The sequence below is a fragment of the Bacillus sp. LL01 genome, assembly GCF_001037965.1.
This window is the reverse complement of the sequence record NZ_LFEL01000009.1, coordinates 1-19,325: the sequence shown is the minus strand read 5'-3', so window position 1 is coordinate 19,325 and position 19,325 is coordinate 1. Positions and strand designations below refer to the sequence as shown.

20 protein-coding genes, 1 rRNA gene and 1 other annotated feature are annotated in these 19,325 nt (G+C 43.7%); of the genes, 1 reads left to right on the top strand and 20 read right to left on the bottom strand.

The window, feature by feature from the left end; translation table 11 throughout:
* Positions 1 to 5: 5 nt before the first annotated feature.
* The 19 genes from nusG to AB685_RS19745 form a co-directional block, all read right to left on the bottom strand.
* Positions 6 to 539 carry a transcription termination/antitermination protein NusG gene (gene nusG, locus AB685_RS19830; RefSeq protein ID WP_010191466.1) on the bottom strand — a complete coding sequence of 178 codons (534 nt, stop codon included), beginning with the start codon at positions 537 to 539 and terminating at the stop codon, positions 6 to 8.
* A gap of 432 nt (positions 540 to 971) precedes the next feature.
* Positions 972 to 1,154 carry a preprotein translocase subunit SecE gene (gene secE, locus AB685_RS19825; protein WP_047972332.1) on the bottom strand — a complete coding sequence of 61 codons (183 nt, stop codon included), beginning with the start codon at positions 1,152 to 1,154 and terminating at the stop codon, positions 972 to 974.
* 31 nt (positions 1,155 to 1,185) lie between these two features.
* A complete protein-coding gene (gene rpmG / locus AB685_RS30510) occupies positions 1,186 to 1,335 on the bottom strand; it encodes a 50S ribosomal protein L33 (protein ID WP_063558983.1) in 150 nt (49 codons plus the stop codon).
* A 113-nt stretch (positions 1,336 to 1,448) separates the two neighbouring features.
* Entirely contained in the window at positions 1,449 to 2,054 is a 606-nt protein-coding gene (gene sigH / locus AB685_RS19820; protein WP_087942026.1) for an RNA polymerase sporulation sigma factor SigH, read from the bottom strand.
* Positions 2,055 to 2,167: 113 nt separating this feature from the next.
* Complete coding sequence (locus tag AB685_RS19815; RefSeq protein WP_047972331.1) at positions 2,168 to 2,677, bottom strand: NYN domain-containing protein; 510 nt, start codon at positions 2,675 to 2,677, stop codon at positions 2,168 to 2,170.
* A 6-nt stretch (positions 2,678 to 2,683) separates the two neighbouring features.
* Complete coding sequence (rlmB, locus tag AB685_RS19810; protein ID WP_047972330.1) at positions 2,684 to 3,427, bottom strand: 23S rRNA (guanosine(2251)-2'-O)-methyltransferase RlmB; 744 nt, start codon at positions 3,425 to 3,427, stop codon at positions 2,684 to 2,686.
* A 2-nt stretch (positions 3,428 to 3,429) separates the two neighbouring features.
* Complete coding sequence (locus AB685_RS19805) at positions 3,430 to 3,840, bottom strand: Mini-ribonuclease 3 (protein ID WP_047972329.1); 411 nt, start codon at positions 3,838 to 3,840, stop codon at positions 3,430 to 3,432.
* Positions 3,841 to 3,848: 8 nt separating this feature from the next.
* A complete protein-coding gene (gene cysS / locus AB685_RS19800; RefSeq protein ID WP_047972328.1) occupies positions 3,849 to 5,255 on the bottom strand; it encodes a cysteine--tRNA ligase in 1,407 nt (468 codons plus the stop codon).
* Positions 5,236 to 5,901 carry a serine O-acetyltransferase gene (cysE, locus tag AB685_RS19795; RefSeq protein WP_047972327.1) on the bottom strand — a complete coding sequence of 222 codons (666 nt, stop codon included), beginning with the start codon at positions 5,899 to 5,901 and terminating at the stop codon, positions 5,236 to 5,238. The genes cysS and cysE overlap by 20 nt, the downstream gene beginning before the upstream one ends.
* A 285-nt stretch (positions 5,902 to 6,186) precedes the next feature.
* Positions 6,187 to 6,431 (bottom strand) — a binding site (T-box leader).
* A gap of 104 nt (positions 6,432 to 6,535) precedes the next feature.
* Entirely contained in the window at positions 6,536 to 7,987 is a 1,452-nt protein-coding gene (gltX, locus tag AB685_RS19790; protein WP_047972326.1) for a glutamate--tRNA ligase, read from the bottom strand.
* Positions 7,988 to 8,089: 102 nt separating this feature from the next.
* Positions 8,090 to 8,566: a 2-C-methyl-D-erythritol 2,4-cyclodiphosphate synthase gene (gene ispF / locus AB685_RS19785; RefSeq protein ID WP_047972325.1), complete on the bottom strand. Its 477-nt coding sequence runs from the start codon at positions 8,564 to 8,566 to the stop codon at positions 8,090 to 8,092.
* Positions 8,567 to 8,650: 84 nt separating this feature from the next.
* Complete coding sequence (ispD, locus tag AB685_RS19780) at positions 8,651 to 9,328, bottom strand: 2-C-methyl-D-erythritol 4-phosphate cytidylyltransferase (RefSeq protein ID WP_047972324.1); 678 nt, start codon at positions 9,326 to 9,328, stop codon at positions 8,651 to 8,653.
* A 145-nt stretch (positions 9,329 to 9,473) separates the two neighbouring features.
* The gene (locus AB685_RS19775; protein ID WP_047972323.1) at positions 9,474 to 10,565 is read right to left on the bottom strand and encodes a PIN/TRAM domain-containing protein; all 1,092 of its coding nucleotides are present in this window, start codon (positions 10,563 to 10,565) and stop codon (positions 9,474 to 9,476) included.
* 123 nt (positions 10,566 to 10,688) lie between these two features.
* Positions 10,689 to 11,762: a DNA integrity scanning diadenylate cyclase DisA gene (disA, locus tag AB685_RS19770; RefSeq protein ID WP_047972322.1), complete on the bottom strand. Its 1,074-nt coding sequence runs from the start codon at positions 11,760 to 11,762 to the stop codon at positions 10,689 to 10,691.
* A gap of 2 nt (positions 11,763 to 11,764) precedes the next feature.
* On the bottom strand, positions 11,765 to 13,141 hold the full coding sequence (radA, locus tag AB685_RS19765; RefSeq protein WP_047972321.1) for a DNA repair protein RadA: 1,377 nt from the start codon (positions 13,139 to 13,141) through the stop codon (positions 11,765 to 11,767).
* A gap of 395 nt (positions 13,142 to 13,536) precedes the next feature.
* The gene (gene clpC / locus AB685_RS19760; RefSeq protein WP_047972320.1) at positions 13,537 to 15,975 is read right to left on the bottom strand and encodes an ATP-dependent protease ATP-binding subunit ClpC; all 2,439 of its coding nucleotides are present in this window, start codon (positions 15,973 to 15,975) and stop codon (positions 13,537 to 13,539) included.
* Positions 15,976 to 15,997: 22 nt separating this feature from the next.
* Positions 15,998 to 17,062 carry a protein arginine kinase gene (locus AB685_RS19755; protein WP_047972319.1) on the bottom strand — a complete coding sequence of 355 codons (1,065 nt, stop codon included), beginning with the start codon at positions 17,060 to 17,062 and terminating at the stop codon, positions 15,998 to 16,000.
* The gene (locus AB685_RS19750; protein WP_047972318.1) at positions 17,063 to 17,614 is read right to left on the bottom strand and encodes a UvrB/UvrC motif-containing protein; all 552 of its coding nucleotides are present in this window, start codon (positions 17,612 to 17,614) and stop codon (positions 17,063 to 17,065) included.
* Between the two features lie 11 nt (positions 17,615 to 17,625).
* Positions 17,626 to 18,087 (bottom strand): CtsR family transcriptional regulator, encoded by a 462-nt coding sequence (locus AB685_RS19745; protein WP_047972317.1) that lies wholly within the window; start codon positions 18,085 to 18,087, stop codon positions 17,626 to 17,628.
* 293 nt (positions 18,088 to 18,380) lie between these two features.
* Here AB685_RS19745 and AB685_RS19740 point away from each other — a divergent pair, with 293 nt between their 5' ends.
* Complete coding sequence (locus AB685_RS19740; RefSeq protein ID WP_047972316.1) at positions 18,381 to 18,941, top strand: hypothetical protein; 561 nt, start codon at positions 18,381 to 18,383, stop codon at positions 18,939 to 18,941.
* A gap of 134 nt (positions 18,942 to 19,075) precedes the next feature.
* Here AB685_RS19740 and rrf read toward each other — a convergent pair.
* Positions 19,076 to 19,192: ribosomal RNA gene (gene rrf, locus AB685_RS19735) — 5S ribosomal RNA — on the bottom strand.
* Positions 19,193 to 19,325 lie beyond the last annotated feature (133 nt).

The window sequence follows — 19,325 nt, the reverse complement described above, 5'->3', positions numbered from 1 at the left end:
TTACATTATAATTTTTCAATCTGTGTAAAGTCAAGCTCCACAGGGGTTTCACGGCCAAACATATTCACTAGAACTTTCACTTTATGCTTGTCCTTATCCATTTCTACGATATGTCCTGTGAAGTTTGCAAATGGACCTTCTGTCACTTTCACGGATTCTTTCAGATCGAAGTCCACTTCCACCTGCTTCTCCATCATGCCCATTCTCTTGAGGATAAATGCAATTTCATCATCCAGAAGAGGTGTCGGCTTGGAACCGGATCCGCTTGAACCTACGAAGCCAGTTACTCCAGGTGTATTACGTACTACATACCAGGAATCGTCCGTCATGACGATCTCCACTAGTACGTAACCTGGGAATACCTTTTTCTTTGTTACTTTCTTTTTGCCGTTTTTGATGTCTGTTTCTTCTTCTTCAGGAACGACTACGCGGAAGATTTTATCTTGCATCCCCATTGACTCTACTCTTTTTTCTAAGTTCGCTTTTACTTTATTCTCATATCCGGAATAAGTATGAACAACGTACCAATTTTTCTCCATTGTTTAGGACTTGTGTCCGTCCCTCCCTTTTCGTAGCTTTTTGTTGTTGATAGCAAATCTTATACATATCGTTGATATATGAATGACAACCAAAACCCTTAATCTTAAGAATCCGGCAGAACTCCTGTTGATTTCCGTTCCGGGTGTTCGCTTTCCTAGGGGCGGTGCTTGAGCCTCCTCACAACGCTTCAGGGGTCTCAAGCTACCGCTATCTCCCTCAGGAGTCTCACACCCTGCACTTCAATCAACAGGGGGGTCCAGTGTACCAACAGTGTTTTAATATCATTGAAACTAGTAAAGAATGCTTGTTTTTTTCCAAATGAAAAAACCCGTTGAACGGGCTTTTGTCAGAAAGTATTATTTACATTATACCATGATATAACACTACTTATTCAAGAGTAAAAGGAATAAGTTTGAATTATTGTTGTGCGTTTATTTAATCACAGTACGGAGCAACTCGGAAATACCCATGTCCACAACCCAGAAAAACACTGTTACAAACAATACAGTAGTTACTACCGTAATTGTATAGCGAGTCATTTCCTTGCGTTTTGGCCAGCTTACTTTTTTCATTTCACGAGCTACATCACGAAAAAAATTAGTCAAACGTCCCATTCATGTAACCTCCAACCCCAGAAATACTGATCTATTTTGTCTCCCGATGAACGGTGTGAGCATTACAAACCTTACAAAACTTCTTTATCTCTAATCGCTCGCCGCTTTGCGCTTTCCCTTTTACCGTTGAATAGTTACGGGAAGAACAAGCTGCGCAAGCAAGTGCTACCTTACTTTGCATGTGTTACACCACCAAAACATAGATGTCCATAAAAATGTAACATAGATGTAATAATTAGTCAATGTCAAGTAGGACGCTCGACATGCTAGTTGTTATACGCTTTCATTCGCCATCTATAACGTAATTTCCCTAAGCTCCAGGTATCTTTCTAGCTTTCTTTTGACCCTTTGCAACGCATTATCGATGGACTTCACATGCCGGTTTAAATCTTCTGAAATCTCCTGATAAGAACGTCCATCCAAATAGAGAGCAAGTACCTTTCGTTCTAGGTCGCTTAACAGCTCGCCCATCTTTACCTCTATATCATCAAATTCCTCTTGATTTATGATCAGTTCTTCCGGGTCCATCACTTTAGCTCCGGAAATGACATCCATTAATGTGCGATCTGATTCCTCGTCATAAATAGGCTTGTCCAGCGAAACGTACGAATTCAATGGAATATGCTTTTGTCTCGTAGCTGTTTTAATCGCGGTTATGATTTGTCTTGTAATGCACAACTCCGCAAATGCTTTGAAAGAAGTAAGCTTGTCCTCTTTAAAGTCACGAATTGCTTTGTAAAGACCTATCATTCCTTCTTGCACAATATCTTCGCGATCTGCACCTATGAGAAAATAGGATCTAGCCTTCGCTCGAACGAAGTTTTTATACTTGTTGATTAAATAATCCAGAGCTTCACTATCACCTAAATGCACAAGTTCTACCATCTGTTCGTCTTCCATAAGCTCTAATATCCTGTTAGCATTTCTTGGATCGCTCACTATCACACCTATCCCTCCGACTGAATCAGTAGATAGAAATATTATACAGTAGGCATAAATTGACCGTCAACCACTCATCGCTGTCCTCGACGCCATTTTTCGAAAATTGCTGAAATTTCATTGTCCAGTTCAACACGTTTTGAAGGCTTTTCGTTGGTAAAAGTTGTTACACGTTTTTTTATTCTAGCTTCGATTGCGTCCGACTCATTCAGGAGTTCCCTTGCTGATTTCCGCAAGGCGCCTTGCCCGAAAATTGCCCATTGCTCCGTAAAATCGGAAGTGGCTACATGAATTTGAGTGCGGATGTCACTTAAACTGATGGCCAGTTTCTCAATTCTTTCATCTGCGGTTTCATTTTCCCGTGTATAAATGACTTCCACCCGGTGGTTTTTGTATTTTGTTTCAATCCCATGGGACAGGTGGGCATCAAAGACGACTATCACTTTGTAGCCTGTATAAGCCTGGTACTCTGCCATTCTAGAAATAAGGATATCTCGGGCCATTGCGAGATCCTGATCTTTCAGTGATCTCAGCTCCGGCCACGCTCCGATAATGTTATATCCATCTACCAGTAGAATATCCATCTTTCTTTATTCTCCTGCCGACAATCTTTTGCGGAATACCTCATACATTAATAGACTTGCTGCTACAGAAGCATTAAGTGATGTGACTTTCCCCGCCATCGGCAACGATACAAGGAAGTCGCATTTTTCTTTTAATAGCCTTGCCATTCCTTTTCCTTCACTTCCGATAATCAGGCCAAGTGGCAAGGACCCGTCCATTTTTGTATAATCGACCGTTCCTTTTGCATCTGTGCCGAAAATCCAAAGCCCTCTTTCCTTCAGCTCGTCCACTGTTCTGGAAAGATTGGTCACACGGACTACAGGAATGTGTTCAATCGCACCAGTCGATGCTTTTGCGACTGTGGCTGTCAATCCTACTGCTCTCCGTTTAGGGATGATGATGCCGTGTGCGCCGACTGCATCTGCTGTACGCATGATGGAGCCGAGATTATGCGGGTCTTCTATTTCATCCAGAATCAAAAAGAATGGATCTTCGTTTCTCTCTTCAGCAGACTTGTATAGGTCATCTAGTTCCGCATAGTCATATGCAGCAACAGAGGCGACGACCCCTTGGTGATTTCCCTCTACCATTTGGTCGATTTTTTTCCGGGGGACGAACTGCACGAGTACATTCGCTTCTTTTGCCATGGCGATCACTTGTTGGATAGAGCCTTTTTGACCACCTTCCGCGATCCATAACTTATTGATTTCACGATTAGCTTTAAGTGCCTCAAGCACTGGGTTACGTCCCATAATGAATTCTTTTGTCATCTCTATTCACCTCTCTTGATGTCTACCAATTCTATGCAGGTAAACACGATTTCTTCCATTCGTTCTATGTTTTCACTTAGGTATAGATAGCCGATCAATGCTTCAAAAGCGGTGGAGTAGCGGTATGTCTGAACATCCGTATTCTTTGGCACCGTGCCTGATTTTGCATTGCGCCCCCGTCTGATGACGCCTTGTTCCTCTTCGTTGAAAAACTCGCATCCCATCAGCTGGTGAAGTAGGTGTGCCTGCGATTTCGCAGACACATAGTTTGTAGCAGCCCGATGTAGCTGGTTTGGCCGGATCTTGCCTGATTTTAATAGGTGGTGGCGGATATACCCTTCATATACCGCGTCTCCCATATAGGCAAGAGCCAAACTATTTAATTGCTTTGCATCCACTTTGCTGTTGCTCATTACAGGTATTAGCCTCTTTTCCATCGTGTGCCTTGTGCGGTATCTTCTAGAATGATATTTTTCGCTTTTAGCTCGTCACGAATCTGATCCGCTCTTGCAAAGTCACGGTTTTTTCGAGCATCAATACGCTGTTGGATCAGATCTTCAATTTCCTCATCCAAGAGCTCTTCTTCTGCCGTTGCAGTAAGGGAAACACCGATAACCGAGAATAGTTCTTCAAACTGTGTGATGAATGCCTGCAACACCTTTTCGGAGGTGTTTTTTTCGTTTAGGTAGAGATTGGCCTGCTTTGCCATATCAAAAAGAATGGAAATGGCATTGGCTGTATTGAAATCGTCATTCATCACTTTGATGAATTCGTTCTTGAATACTTCGATTTTCTCCAGCCATACAGCATCATCTGTTGCAAGATTTGCTGTATTCTCCAAACGGTGTTTCAGGTTTGAGTAAGCGGTTCGTAAACGATCCAGTCCGTTTTTGGTGCTTTGAAGCAGCTCTTCATTGTAATTGATCGGATGTCGATAATGAACGGATAGCATGAAGAAACGCAGCAGTTGCGGATCATGTTTTTGAATGATGTCATGTACCAATACAAAGTTACCCAGTGATTTGGACATTTTTTCGTTATCTATATTAATATACCCATTATGCAGCCAATACTTAGCAAACGTCTTGCCTGTCAGAGCTTCCGACTGGGCAATTTCGTTTTCGTGATGCGGGAAGGACAGGTCCTGACCGCCAGCGTGAATATCGATGGTGTCACCCAAGTATTTGCGTGCCATCGCGGAGCACTCGATGTGCCAGCCCGGACGGCCTTTGCCCCACGGACTTTCCCAATGGATCTCGCCTTCTTTTGCCGCTTTCCACAGTACAAAGTCTAGCGCATCCTGTTTCTTTTCGCCTACTTCTATACGCGTTCCAAGCTGCAGATCTTCAATTGGCTGATGGGAGAGTTTGCCGTACTCCTTGAATTCGCGGGTTCTGTAATACACATCCCCACCAGACTCATAAGCAAACCCTTTTTCAATGAGCGCTTCAATAAACTCAATGATGATGTCCATGCTTTCAGTGACTCTTGGATGAACAGTCGCCTGTTTGCACCCTAGTGCAGATACATCCTCGTGATATGCGGCAATGAACCGTTCCGCAATCGTTGGCACATCTTCTCCCAACTCGTTGGCGACCCTGATCAGCTTATCATCTACATCTGTAAAGTTGGATACATAGTTCACTTCGTAGCCTCGGTACTCCAAGTACCTTCTTACCGTATCGAATACGATTGGCGGCCTCGCATTACCTATATGGATATAGTTATAAACGGTCGGTCCGCAAACATACATCTTGACCTTCCCCTCTTCAAGCGGGACGAACTTTTCCTTTTGACGTGTTAATGTATTATAAAGATGTATGGTCATCTATTTTCTTCCTCTCTTTTAAAAGTAGCAGCTCGTTTTGCAGGTGGGCAATTTGTTTTTCCAATTCCACAAACCTGTCACCGGTAGGATCTGGCATTTCATGATGATTCAGGTCCTGTTTCACCTTCACACCATCCTGGATGACGATTTTTCCTGGTATGCCGACAACGGTAGAGTTGGCTGGTACATCCTTCAGGACGACCGAACCCGCTCCAATCTTGGAATTCTCTCCAATGGTGATAGAACCCAACACCTTTGCCCCAGTTGCAATCAGGGCGTGGTCCTGTATGGTGGGATGCCTTTTACCTTTTTCTTTCCCGGTACCCCCGAGGGTTACTCCTTGGAAGACAGTAACATTATTCCCAATTTCACAGGTTTCACCTATTACAACACCCATTCCGTGGTCGATGAAGAATCTCCGGCCTATTTTCGCCCCTGGATGAATCTCAATTCCGGTGAAGAAACGGCTTATCTGAGAGATGACCCTGGCGAGGAAAAACATCTTTCGTTTAAAAAATGCGTGCGCAACTCTATGGGCCCATACTGCATGGAGACCTGAGTATGACAGGATCACTTCGATATAATTTCTTGCAGCCGGATCTTGTTCAAATACCACTTCAATGTCTTCCTTTAATGTGCGAAACATGGAGTGATCCCCCTTTCTTTATTTACATGAATATATACCAAAATAAAAGGCTGTTTCCGTAAACTTTGTTGCTATTTCGTATTTTTACAACGACCGTTATAACTGTTGCCGTCGTGCTCTTTTCCTGGTTATCGGAGAGATTGCATGATATTTTGAAAATAGATACACTGTGAAAAATCCAAAGGCCGATTTTTCTTGGTAAAAAGTCCAATTGCCAATTTTTTACAAGAGAATAACCACAATCTTTGTGAAAAGAGCCAAATAAAAACGCCTCCGTGTCATTGACACAGAGACGCTTATCGCGCGGTTCCACTCTGTTTGGATGAGGGCTTTTTTTTAAAAAAAGCCCTCATCCCCACTTAAGCCTCGTAACGGGAGGATGCCGCTGCTACTTACTCGGCTTTAGGGCCTTTTAGCATCAGACTCCGAGGTGCATTTCGAAAAAGTCATCTCTTGAATCGCTCTCAGCCAGTGGCGATTCTCTCTGGGAAGGATGTACCTTATTCTACTCTCCTCTTCAACATTCGTTCATATCCAGAGTACCAGTCGAACCAACACTCCGAGTAATATTTCATATGTTTTACGCATTTTTTAAAATAGGTTAGTTCTATCATATTACGTTTTACTGAAAATGTTAACCGATTAGCTTTGATAATCTTGCTAAAACCGTTTCCTTACCTAAAAGGTGAATGGTTTGCGGCAGGTCACGGCCATGTGTTTGACCTGTTGTTGCCACACGGATCGGCATGAAGAGCTTTTTCCCTTTATGTCCTGTCGCTTTTTGGACAGCCTTTGTTGCGGCTTTGATGTTATCGACAGAGAACTCTTCCATCACTTCGATTTCTTTATGGAAGGCATCCATCACTTCCGGAACTTGCTCTTCCGCCAATACAGCTTTTGCTTCTTCATCGTATTCAATATGCGTTTTGAAGAACATTTCCGTCAGTTCCACAATTTCCGCTCCAAAGCTCATCTGTTCCTGATAAAGTCCGATAAGCTCTTTCGCCCAAGCCTTTTGCTCATCTGTCATCGACTCTTCAAAGCGTCCTGCTTTGATAAGATGAGGCAAGGATAGGTCGACTAGGCGGTCCAAATCGATGGTTTTAATGTACTGGTTATTCATCCAAGTCAATTTGTTTGTATCAAATACAGCAGGTGATTTGGATAATCGTGCTGTATCAAAGGTCTCAACAAATTGATCCTTTGAGAAGACTTCCTCTTCCCCGACCGGAGACCAGCCAAGCAGGGCAATGAAGTTGAATAACGATTCCGGTAAGTAACCAAGCTCTTCGTATTGCTCGATAAACTGGATGATGGACTCATCACGTTTACTTAGCTTCTTGCGGCTTTCATTAACGATCAATGTCATGTGACCGAAAGTCGGAACATTCCAACCCAATGCTTCAAAGATCATGACTTGTTTTGGTGTGTTGGATATATGGTCATCCCCGCGTAGCACGTGGGAAATCTTCATCAAATGATCGTCCACTGCCACTGCAAAGTTATAAGTAGGCGTTCCATCCTTCTTCACAATAACAAAGTCACCAATGCCATCGGATTCAAAAGATACGTCTCCTTTTACCATGTCATTGAACTTGATTTCTTTTCCCTTTGGTACTCTGAAACGGATGCTCGGCTCTCTTCCTTCCTCTTCAAAGGCCTTTTGCTCCTCGGCTGTTAGGTTGCTGTGCTTTCCGGAGTAATTCGGATTCTCTCCACGTGCAATCTGTTCTTCACGTTCTGTCTCAAGCTCTTCTTCCGTGCAATAGCATTTATAAGCAAGCCCTTTTTCCAGAAGCTCTTTATAGAATTTTGTATAAATTTCATTACGCTCCGATTGGCGGTATGGACCGTACTCACCACCTACGTCAACACTTTCATCCCAATCCATTCCAAGCCATTTCAAATATTTCAGCTGGCTCTCTTCTCCACCTGCGATATTACGCTTTTTATCCGTATCTTCAATACGGATGATAAATTTACCGTTTTGGTTACGTGCAAACAGGTAGTTGAATAGTGCTGTTCTGGCATTTCCTATATGTAAGTGCCCTGTAGGACTTGGGGCATATCGTACACGAACTGTCATGTTTTGGTACCTCCATTTTGTGGGGACGGTTCTTATGCTCCGGAAGCGTAAGAACCGTCCCTTATAAAAAATTATTTTATCATAAAAACGTGTGGCACGTATCTATTTCTTTAGCAAAAGGATGGCTGCTTGCGCGGCGATGCCTTCTTCCCTGCCTGTGAAGCCGAGTTTTTCGGTGGTGGTGGCTTTCACGTTCACCTGGTCCATGTCCGCTTCCAGCAGCTCTGCTATCCTTTTACGCATCGGTTCGATATGCGGGGCCATTTTCGGTCTTTGTGCAATGATTGTGCAATCCACATTACCGAGTGTATATCCTTTTTCTTTTACTATTGCCCATACCTGTTCCATTAAAACGGCGGAATCAGCATTTTTGAATGCGGGATCTGTGTCCGGAAAGTGTTTCCCGATATCCCCCTCTCCAATTGCTCCTAAGCAGGCGTCGGAAATTGTATGTAAAAGTACGTCAGCATCTGAATGTCCAAGCAACCCTTTTTCATAAGGAATCGTGATGCCTCCGATAATTAAAGGTCTGCCTTCTGCAAACTGATGTACATCAAAACCTTGTCCAATTCGAAACATGGTGCACCCCTCTATTATATGTTTTTCTGGTTAACTTCTGTAGATTTCCGTCCCAGGTGGTTTAGGTATATCTTAATAAACAAACTATCTTTGTAAGAAGGCTTTTGCAAGGATTAAATCCTCTGGGGTTGTTAGTTTGAAATTCTCATATTCGCCTTCTACGATATGTACCGGTACATTTATCCGCTCCACAAGGCTCGCTTCATCAGTTCCTAAATAATTTTCCATTTTTGCTTTTTCGTGTGCTTCCTTCAAAATAGGGTAACGGAAAGCCTGTGGGGTCTGGATGGACCATAAACTGGAACGTTCGACCGTCTCTTCCACAATGCTTTCTTTACTTACCCGTTTGATGGTATCTTTTACCGGTACTCCCACGATTGCTGCTCCCTCTTTTGACGCAGTCTCCACCAGATTGTGGATGACTTTATGGGAAATGAATGGCCTTGCCCCATCATGGACGAGCACAATGTCTGCCGATGTAATCGAGTTAAGCCCATTATACACGCTATCCTGCCGCTCTTCTCCACCGGGTACAATTTCTTTTACTTTCTTAATTGGAAAGAGCGTGAGAAGCTCTTTGAATATATCTTTTTCTTTGTCATTGATGACTAGTTTGATTTGTTCGCAGTCTGGGTCCGCTTCAAAAACGTTGAGGGTGTGAATGATGACAGGTTTCCCCTGAAGCTCGATAAACTGCTTGTTTTTGCCAGCTTTCATCCGCTTTCCCTGACCTGCCGCTAATATAATGACTTGATATTTCATTTATTTACTCTCCCGTAGGCGTTGATTTTTTATAGGCCGGTTTAAAGGTTGACCGTTCCTTTCCTACTAAAAGTTCATTAAAACTATGCCAAAATAACTTCAACCCTCCAAGCAATGCTTAAGAGGGTAGAGGTTTTTTTATTATTTATAGTGCCGCCCGCTCCAACTGTTTGGGCTTGGCAAATATCATTCGTCCGGCAGATGTTTGAAGGACACTTGTAACAAGGACCTGTATGTGTTTACCGATGTAATCACGGCCTTCTTCAACTACAATCATTGTACCGTCATCAAGGTATGCCACCCCTTGATTATGTTCTTTTCCGTCTTTGATTACTTGGACGGTCAGTTCTTCACCAGGAAGTACTACCGGCTTGACCGCGTTTGCCAGATCATTGATATTTAGCACTTCTACACTTTGAAGCTCACATACTTTATTCAGGTTGAAGTCATTGGTAACAACTACCCCGGAAGTCAATTTTGCCAACTTTACAAGTTTGCTGTCCACTTCTTGTATATCTTCAAAGTTGCCTTCATATATTTCTACCTTTATCGCTAATTCTTTTTGGATTCTATTCAGTATATCTAAGCCGCGTCGACCGCGATTTCGTTTCAGCACGTCAGATGAATCGGCTATATGTTGCAGTTCTTCAAGAACAAACCGTGGAATGACAATCGTGCCTTCTAGGAAGCCTGTCTGACAGATATCCGCCACTCTTCCATCAATAATGACACTTGTATCCAGAATCTTCAGCTTCTTGGATGACAGATCCAAATCGTCTTCTTCGACCGACTTCTTCTTGCCGAACTTCGATGAGATAGAGAACAAATTCACCAACTCATCCCTTTTTTTGAACCCTACTTGAAAACCAAGATATCCTAATAGAATGGTAATGAAAATAGGGAAAATGGCACTGACAAATGGAATTCTCTCAAGAGGGATGACCGCTAAATAGGCGACAATCAACCCGAAAATAAGTCCCAGGCTACCGAATAATACATCTGTTACCGGCGCTTTCACCAAAGATTCCTCTATCCACTTAATGAACCCGACTACATAATCCACTAACCAAAAAGTAAGGATAAAAAATATAATTGCTCCTAAGATTGCAACAGTATAAGGCTTCGTAAGAAAAGGAATATCTTCTAGATTCAAGAGGGAAAACAGCTCAGGGATGAAAAAGATTCCCAATGTCCCACCAAGAATTAAAAAGAATAATTGAACCGTACGCCTTAACATTGCCTCACCTCCCTTTATTCATTATAAACAGTTTCCTTTAAATAAAACGTCGAAAAAACTTTTAATTTACTTTTGTTAGGATTTTGTCACATTCAAGATTTTCAAACAGTGCCAGAAATTGCGTCACATTTGACGGTCAATCAACAGCTGGTCCTGAATTCGTTTCAATCCCTCTTTTATTTTCCGGGCTCGTACCTCTCCAATTCCATCCACATCGTCCAATTCTTCGACTGTCGCCATTAGGATCAGTTTCAAATTTTGGAAACGGCAGACGAGGTTTTCTATAACGAGTGGGGGTAGTCTAGGTATCTTATGCAATACTCGATAACCTCTCGGCAGGACAATCTCATCAGGGTTCATGAAGCCTGAATACCCAAGCATTTTCAAGATGACGGCATCATCCAAAAGATCAGTATTGGCCATTTCCTGCAATCGCCTTAAGATCATGAACGCATCCATCTCTTTATCAACACAATAATCTTTGATAAGAAGGATCGCCTCTTCCTCAATATGGGCAAGGAGCTCCGTCATCTGCAGGCGTATGAGCCTTCCTTCCGTACCAAGCTCATTGATATAGCTCAAGATTTCATTTTTGATACGCAGTACCATTTCTATACGATGAATCACTTGTAAAAGTTCCGATAATGATACCTGTTCTTCGAATTCCAAGGCACCAAGGTTGGTAATCCCTTGATCGAGAACCGTTTTATATTTTTCCAATGTTTGAATCGCTTGATTGGCTTTTGTAAAAATAACCCCGATATCACGCAACGCATACCGGAAATCGCCTTTATACAATGTGATTACATTGCGGCGTTGGGATATGGCTACAACGAGACATCCTGTCTGCTTGGCCACACGTTCTGCTGTACGGTGCCTCATCCCTGTTTCAGTGGAAATGATGGTGGAGTTTGGTGTCAATTGTGCATTGGCATAGATTATTTTTGTACCTTTTTCATTCAGGATGATGGCACCATCCATTTTGGCCAATTCATATACAAAGGCAGGGCTGAATGGACAGTTGATGGAAAAGCCGCCATCTACCATTTCTTTCACTTTATCATTGAATCCCACAACCACAAGTCCGCCGGTTTGGGAACGGAGGATGTTGTTGATCCCCTCCCGGATAGGTGTTCCTGGTGCAATAAACTGTAGCGTATCTGCCATGATTTTTTCTTTCTGCCGTTTTTCTTCCATCTCTATCCCCCTAGAGTATATTGAAGAGCCTGATCGATAGTGTTAACACCGATGACATTGACCTCTTTTGGAACGGTCCATCCTCCCAGGTTTTTCGCTGGTATGATTACCCGCTTGAACCCAAGCTTCGCCGCTTCCTGGACTCTCTGTTCGATGCGGGAAACCCGTCTAATCTCACCGGTCAACCCCACTTCTCCGATTACCACATCCGTCGGTTCGGACGTTTGATTACGGAAGCTTGAGGCAATACTGACCGCAACGGCTAAATCAATGGCCGGTTCGTCGAGTTTAACCCCGCCCGCAACTTTCAGATAGGCGTCTTGATTCTGTAGCAAGAGACCTACCCTTTTTTCAAGCACTGCCATAATTAGCGAGACGCGGTTATGGTCAATTCCGGTTGCCATCCTACGCGGATTTCCGTAACCCGTAGGCGAAATGAGTGCCTGGATTTCCACCAGGACCGGGCGCGTTCCTTCCATTGATGCCACTACGGTAGAGCCTGCAGCACCCTTTGATCTTTCTTCGAGGAAGATTTCAGAAGGGTTCTTCACTTCCGTCAAGCCCTCTTCTTTCATTTCAAAAATGCCTATTTCATTTGTGGAACCGAATCTATTTTTTACAGACCGCAATATGCGATACGTATGATGGCGTTCTCCTTCAAAATATAGCACAGTGTCGACCATGTGCTCCAATAATCGTGGTCCTGCGATGGAGCCTTCCTTTGTTACATGTCCTACGATGAAAACGGCTATGTTCTTCGTTTTCGCAATACGCATCAATTCCGCCGTACATTCCCTGACCTGGGAGACACTCCCCGGGGCAGATGTGACTGCCGGATGATAGACGGTCTGGATGGAATCGACAACCAGCAATGTAGGCTGAACGTCATCGACTGCTTTTGCAACAAGCTCAAAGTCCGTTTCGGATAAAACAAACAGCTCTTCTGCCTGTACCCCTAATCGGTCTGCACGCAATTTCGTCTGTTGAACAGATTCTTCTCCAGAAATGTATAGAACACGATGTTTTTTCAATGCCAATTGACAGCAAACCTGCAGCAATAAAGTCGACTTCCCAATGCCTGGGTCTCCTCCAATTAGAACAAGGGAGCCTTGGACCAACCCGCCTCCAAGTACCCTGTTGCACTCTTCCATATCCGTGTAGATCCTTGATTGCTTTATATTTTCCACTTTTGTAATGGATTCCGCTTTTCTTGCCAAAGTGGAAGAGGACGTCGTAAAGCCTCCACGCCTTGGAGTCCTGGATTCCTCCATCTCCTCAACCATGGTATTCCATGCATGGCAGCCAGGGCATTTCCCCATCCACTTAGGAGACTCATACCCGCATTCCTTACACATAAACTTTGTCTTACGCTTTGCCATCCAAAAATCCTCTCTATGAACATAATGCTTTTTAAAAATAATATACGGTTCACCCTGTTAATCGTAGTGCAAGGTGTGAGACTCCGGCGGGAGGTAGCGGTAGACTTGAGACCCCACAGGCGAAGCCGAGGAGGCTCAAGCACCGCCCCGCGGAAAGCGAACACCTGGAACGAAGATTTACAGGGAGTTCACCAGCATACAAATCTTCGCATGACCATTAACAATAATCTTTATGAATAAAACTTTATAAAAATACCATAGTTTTCCTTCTTTTATGATACCTTATTTCACATTATTTACGCTAATTTTAACCCCTGGAAAATATAAGAAAGGAGGAAGCTCTAATGTTAAAGAGCTTACCTCCGCTTCTATTTGACATACACCGACCTGCATACTTATTTTACTATTTCAACATCTCGCACGACAAATTCCCCGTCCACTACATCCAATGAGATTTTCTTACCTTTCTCAATATTACCTTTTAGCAGCTCTTCGGAAAGTTTATCTTCCACATGCTTCTGAATGGCACGACGCAATGGTCTTGCACCGTACTCCGGATCATATCCTTCTTCGGATATCTTGTCTTTAGCCGCTTCTGTCAGCTCCAGATCAATATCCTGCTCTTTCAGACGCTTTGTCAGCTGTTCAGATAGAAGCGTTACGATCTCTTTCAAGTGCGTTCTCTCCAAGGAATGGAATACGATCATTTCATCGACACGGTTCAGGAACTCCGGACGGAACGCTTTTTTCAGCTCTTCCATCACTTTCCCTTTCATGTCTTTGTAGTTCTGGTTCTCATCCTGTACGTTAAAGCCAACATACTTGTTACGCTTCAAGGCGTCAGCACCTACGTTGGATGTCATGATGACAAGCGTGTTCCGAAAGTCCACCGTACGCCCCTTCGAATCTGTCAAACGGCCATCCTCCAACACTTGCAATAGTATATTGAACACATCAGGATGTGCTTTTTCAATTTCATCTAAAAGAATGACAGAATACGGTTTGCGACGGACCTTTTCCGTCAGCTGACCACCCTCATCATACCCCACATAACCTGGAGGCGAACCTACTAGACGGGAAGTTGAATGTTTCTCCATGTACTCGGACATATCAATGCGGATCATCGCATCCTCGTCACCGAATATGGATTCCGCCAAGGCTCTCGCAAGCTCGGTTTTCCCGACCCCTGTTGGGCCAAGGAAAATAAAGGAACCAATTGGGCGTTTTGGATCTTTCAATCCTGCACGTGCACGGCGGACCGCTTTGGATACAGCCTTGACCGCTTCATCCTGACCGATGACACGGGAGTGCAATAAAGATTCCATGTTTAACAGTTTATCTGTTTCCGTTTGTGCGAGTTTTGATACCGGAATCCCGGTCCAGCTGGATACGACCATTGCAATATCCTCCACTGTCACCTCGGAATTCTCCTGTCCCTGTTTTTCTTTCCATGTTTTCTTCGTTTCTTCCAGTTGCTCGCGCAAACGTTGCTCTGTATCCCTTAAAGAAGCGGCCTTTTCAAACTCCTGACTTTGAACGGCTGCATCCTTCTCATTGCGTACAGATTCAAGCTTCACCTCTAACTCTTTCAAGTTCGGAGGTGTTGTGAAGGAACGGAGGCGCACTTTCGATCCTGCCTCATCAATCAAATCTATCGCTTTATCCGGCAGGAAGCGGTCCGAAATGTAACGATCGGAAAGCTTAACCGCCTGATCAATCGCTTCATCCGTAATGGATACGCGGTGATGAGCTTCATATCGGTCACGAAGACCTGTCAGAATCTGAATGGACTCATCAATTGTCGGCTCATCCACCTGGATTGGCTGGAAACGACGCTCAAGTGCGGCATCCTTTTCGATATATTTTCGATACTCATCCAGTGTAGTTGCACCGATACATTGCAACTCCCCACGGGCCAAGGACGGTTTCAAGATATTGGACGCATCAATTGCACCTTCTGCTCCCCCCGCACCAATTAGGGTATGCAGCTCGTCAATGAACAAGATAATATTACCCGCTTGACGAATCTCATCCATCACTTTCTTCAGACGGTCCTCAAACTCCCCGCGATATTTTGTTCCTGCTACTACCGTACCCATATCCAAGGTCATGACACGCTTGTCACGAAGGATCTCCGGTACCTCATTGTTCACAATCTGCTGTGCAAGACCTTCCGCGATAGCGGTTTTACCTACACCAGGCTCCCCGATCAAAACCGGGTTATTTTTCGTTCTACGGCTAAGTACCTCGATTACACGCTGGATTTCCTTGCTTCGCCCGATAACAGGGTCTAAGCTGTCTTCCCGTGCCACAGCAGTTAGATCTCTTGCCAGACTATCAAGAGTAGGAGTATTTACATTGGCAGATGCACCACCTTGATGGCCCCCTGAGGATTCATTGCTTCCAAGCAGCTGCAACACTTGCTGGCGTGCTTTATTCAAGCTTACACCCAAGTTGTTAAGTACACGTGCCGCTACGCCTTCCCCCTCACGGATCAAACCGAGCAGTACATGCTCTGTTCCCACATAGGAGTGTCCCAGTTTACGAGCTTCATCCATGGACAGCTCAATTACTTTCTTCGCTCTTGGTGTATAGTGAGGAATAGACTGTCCACTGTCTTGTCCTCTGCCAATCAAGTTTTCCACTTCTTTCTGGATTTTTTCAGGTCCAAGTCCAAGGACAATCAATGCTTTTGCGGCAATGCCCTCTCCTTCCCTTACCAATCCAAGCAGGATATGCTCTGTTCCAATATTGTTATGGCTTAGGCGCAATGCCTCTTCTTGTGCTAATGCCAATACCTTTTGCGCTCTTTCCGTAAATCGACCAAACATCATATCCAATCGCCTCCCAAATAATTTATCTCTTCAATCGCATTCTTTCTCGAATTAAGCTCGCCCTGCGAACATCTCTTTCATTTGGCTTTAATGGTCCACCAGCATATTGCTGCAGGAAGCCAGGTTGGGTCAATATCATCAATTCATTCAAAATCGATCTGGAAATGTCGGTGATATAGCCTAAATCAATACCAAGCCGGACATTCGACAAACACTTCGCCGCCTCTTTCGTCTCCATCACTCGGCTATGTGCCAGCAACCCATATGAGCGAAATACCCTATCTTCTAATTGTATGTTCGAAGTTTTAACTAATGCTTCTCTTGCAGAGCGCTCCTGAGTAATAAGTTGCTGTACAACACTCAATAGGTCCTGGACAATATCCTCTTCCGACTTGCCGAGTGTCATTTGGTTGGAGATCTGAAAGATGTTCCCTAAAGCTTCGCTACCTTCCCCGTAAATTCCTCTAACAACTAATCCCAATTGATTAATTGCCGGAACAATCCGGTTCATCTGCTGTGTCAGCACCAACGCTGGAAGGTGCATCATGACGGAAGCCCGAAGGCCCGTACCCACATTTGTCGGGCAGCTTGTTAAGTATCCTCGTTTTTCATCAAACGCATAATCAATCTTCTCTTCTATCCAATCATCAAGTGAGTTGGCCACCTGCAATGCTTCTTTCACCTGCAGGCCGGGAAACAGGCATTGAATCCTTATATGGTCCTCCTCATTTATCATAATGCTCACTTCTTCATTCGGTGATAACAAACATGCACCAAATGCCGAATCCTCCGCCAGTTGTGGACTGATTAAGTGCTTTTCTACCAGCACCCGCTTCTCGAGAGCATTTAGTTCATCCATAAGAAGGAACTCCAGCTCGCCAAGGTCCTGAAACTCTTTTTCGCCAAAATGCTGTTTCATCACATCCACAATTTTCTGCGCTTCCTCATTGCTAGCGACTGTTGGAAACTGCATCTTCTCCAGGTTCCTTGCGAGTCTAACCCGGCTGCTAAGGACGATATCCGAGTCCGGCCCCTCCTGTTTCATCCAGGAACTGACTGCATTATTTAAAAAGTGTTCAAGAGACATTTATTGCTCCCCCTCTCTTTTTTCACTCAGTTGCCTTTCCAACTCTCTGATTCTATCTCTAGTATTCGCCGCGCTTTCGAACTCTTCCTGTCTGATAAGCTCTTGCAATTCCTCTTTCAGCGAATCAATTTCTTTCCGTACATGCATGCTGCCACCAATTCTTCTCGGAATCTTTCCGGCATGAGCCGTATTTCCACTATGCAATCTCTTTAAGATCGGCTGCATTTTTTCAGAAAAAGTATGATAGCATTCCGAACAGCCAAACCGGCCAATCTTCGTAAACTGCGGAAATGTCATCTTACAACGCTCACACTGCAGCACCTTTTTGGGCTCGAGATCCTCCTGTTTCGGATTAGGAATGGCCTGCTCCGTATTCAACAGACCAGCAATCAGATTATTTATAGAAAAACCCGAACCACCTGTAAACATCGTAGAAATACTTCCCTTTTCCTGTGCACACTGCTCACAAACATGAATCTCGGATTTCTCCCCATTAATGATTTTTGTAAAATGCAAAGCAGCTGGACGCTCATTACATTCTTGACATACCATTTGTATCCCCCCTACCGGTACTTCAGAGTTGTCAGCATTGCAGTTAACATTCTCGCCCGCAATTCATCTCTTTCAGGTAATCCTAAATACAAGACGGATCTATCCATCACACTTACCATTATCTTCGCTTCCCTTGGTGATATCACCTTTTCCTCCACCAAGCGATAGATAACATCCTCTGCACTCGCCTGTGAAACTCTTACATCTATCAGTTCAATAATTTGGTCAATCAATTGCAAATGGTCATGCGGTTTAATTTTGATAATTCGAATATAGCCGCCACCTCCACGCTTGCTTTCCACCAAGTATCCTCGTTCAATCGTAAATCGCGTATTTATCACATAATTAATCTGAGAAGGCACACATTCAAACTTATCAGCAATCTCACTTCGTTTTATCTCAGCAGAATTCTCCATACTTCGCTCCAACACCTGTTTCAGATATTGTTCAATGACATCAGATACGTTTCTCATGCAATCCTCCTATCTGACCTTGACTATCTTTGACTATAACTAAAATATATAAGACAACGAAAAAAATTTCAATAGATAACCCTTCGATAAAAACTGCCAACATATTCACTTGGGGCTACCTATAGTCCATTTATGTATGTGTTAGGTACTTCTTTTCAAAACTATCTCTCTCAATCAGAATTCCACTTTTTTAACCTCCCTAAACGTCAATTGGTCAAATTTGTACAAAAAGAAAGAGCTGGTATTGAGACTTTTTCTAGTTTTATTCGTCTAAACAAGAGAGGTGATGTTATTTGAAAAAATATGTTTTCCTATTATTCCTGGTTCTTGTCCTTCTTTTTACGGGCTGCAATACCAAAACAAATAATAAGAATGCGGCCAAATGGAGTGGAGAGAAAATAAACCAGTCTGTCCATGAAGTCCATGATAAGAACTTCATTTATCGTCTAGTAACCGATAAGCAGAAATATCAAGGCACAGAAACGGTAAATCTGTATGCCGAGTTGGAGTATATTGGTGAAGAGGAGGAAGTTATCATCTCCCATGCCGCATCGCCTTTTTATTTTGACATCACTGAAAAGACCAGGGATTTTCTGATTTATTATGGCATGGACCAACCTTTGATTACTACTACCTTGAAAAAAGGAGAAACCCTGAGGGAGAGTTATACGAAAAACGGTGGCTTCAGCGATCAGGACGATACGGCGTACATTGATTTCGTCAAAGACTTTCTGAAGAATGGCTTTCCTACCGGATATTATGTAGTAGATGGGTATGCCGATTTTTCAGTAGAAGATTCGGAGGGGCAAGATTATATAATCAAAGGGATCGTAGATTTTGAGGTGAAGAGGTGAGGTAAGAAAATTTGGATGAAGAGGTACGGTTGGGACTGAATGGCGAGAGCGAGAGGCCCACGTGTGCTTGATTTGTTCTAGAGTATAGCAAAAAAACCAGCACCTATTTTCATAAGCACTGGTCTCTTTCATTTGCCTGGCAACGTCCTACTCTCACAGGGGGAGATCCCCCAACTACCATCGGCGCTGAAGAGCTTAACTTCCGTGTTCGGTATGGGAACGGGTGTGGCCTCTTCGCCATCATTACCAGACATATTCAGTTGAAGGTTGATCCTTCAAAACTAGATAATGTGTTCATATCAAGGTATTCCTATCGTTCAAATGTTTTGGGTTAAGTCCTCGATCGATTAGTATTCGTCAGCTGCACGTGTCGCCACGCTTCCA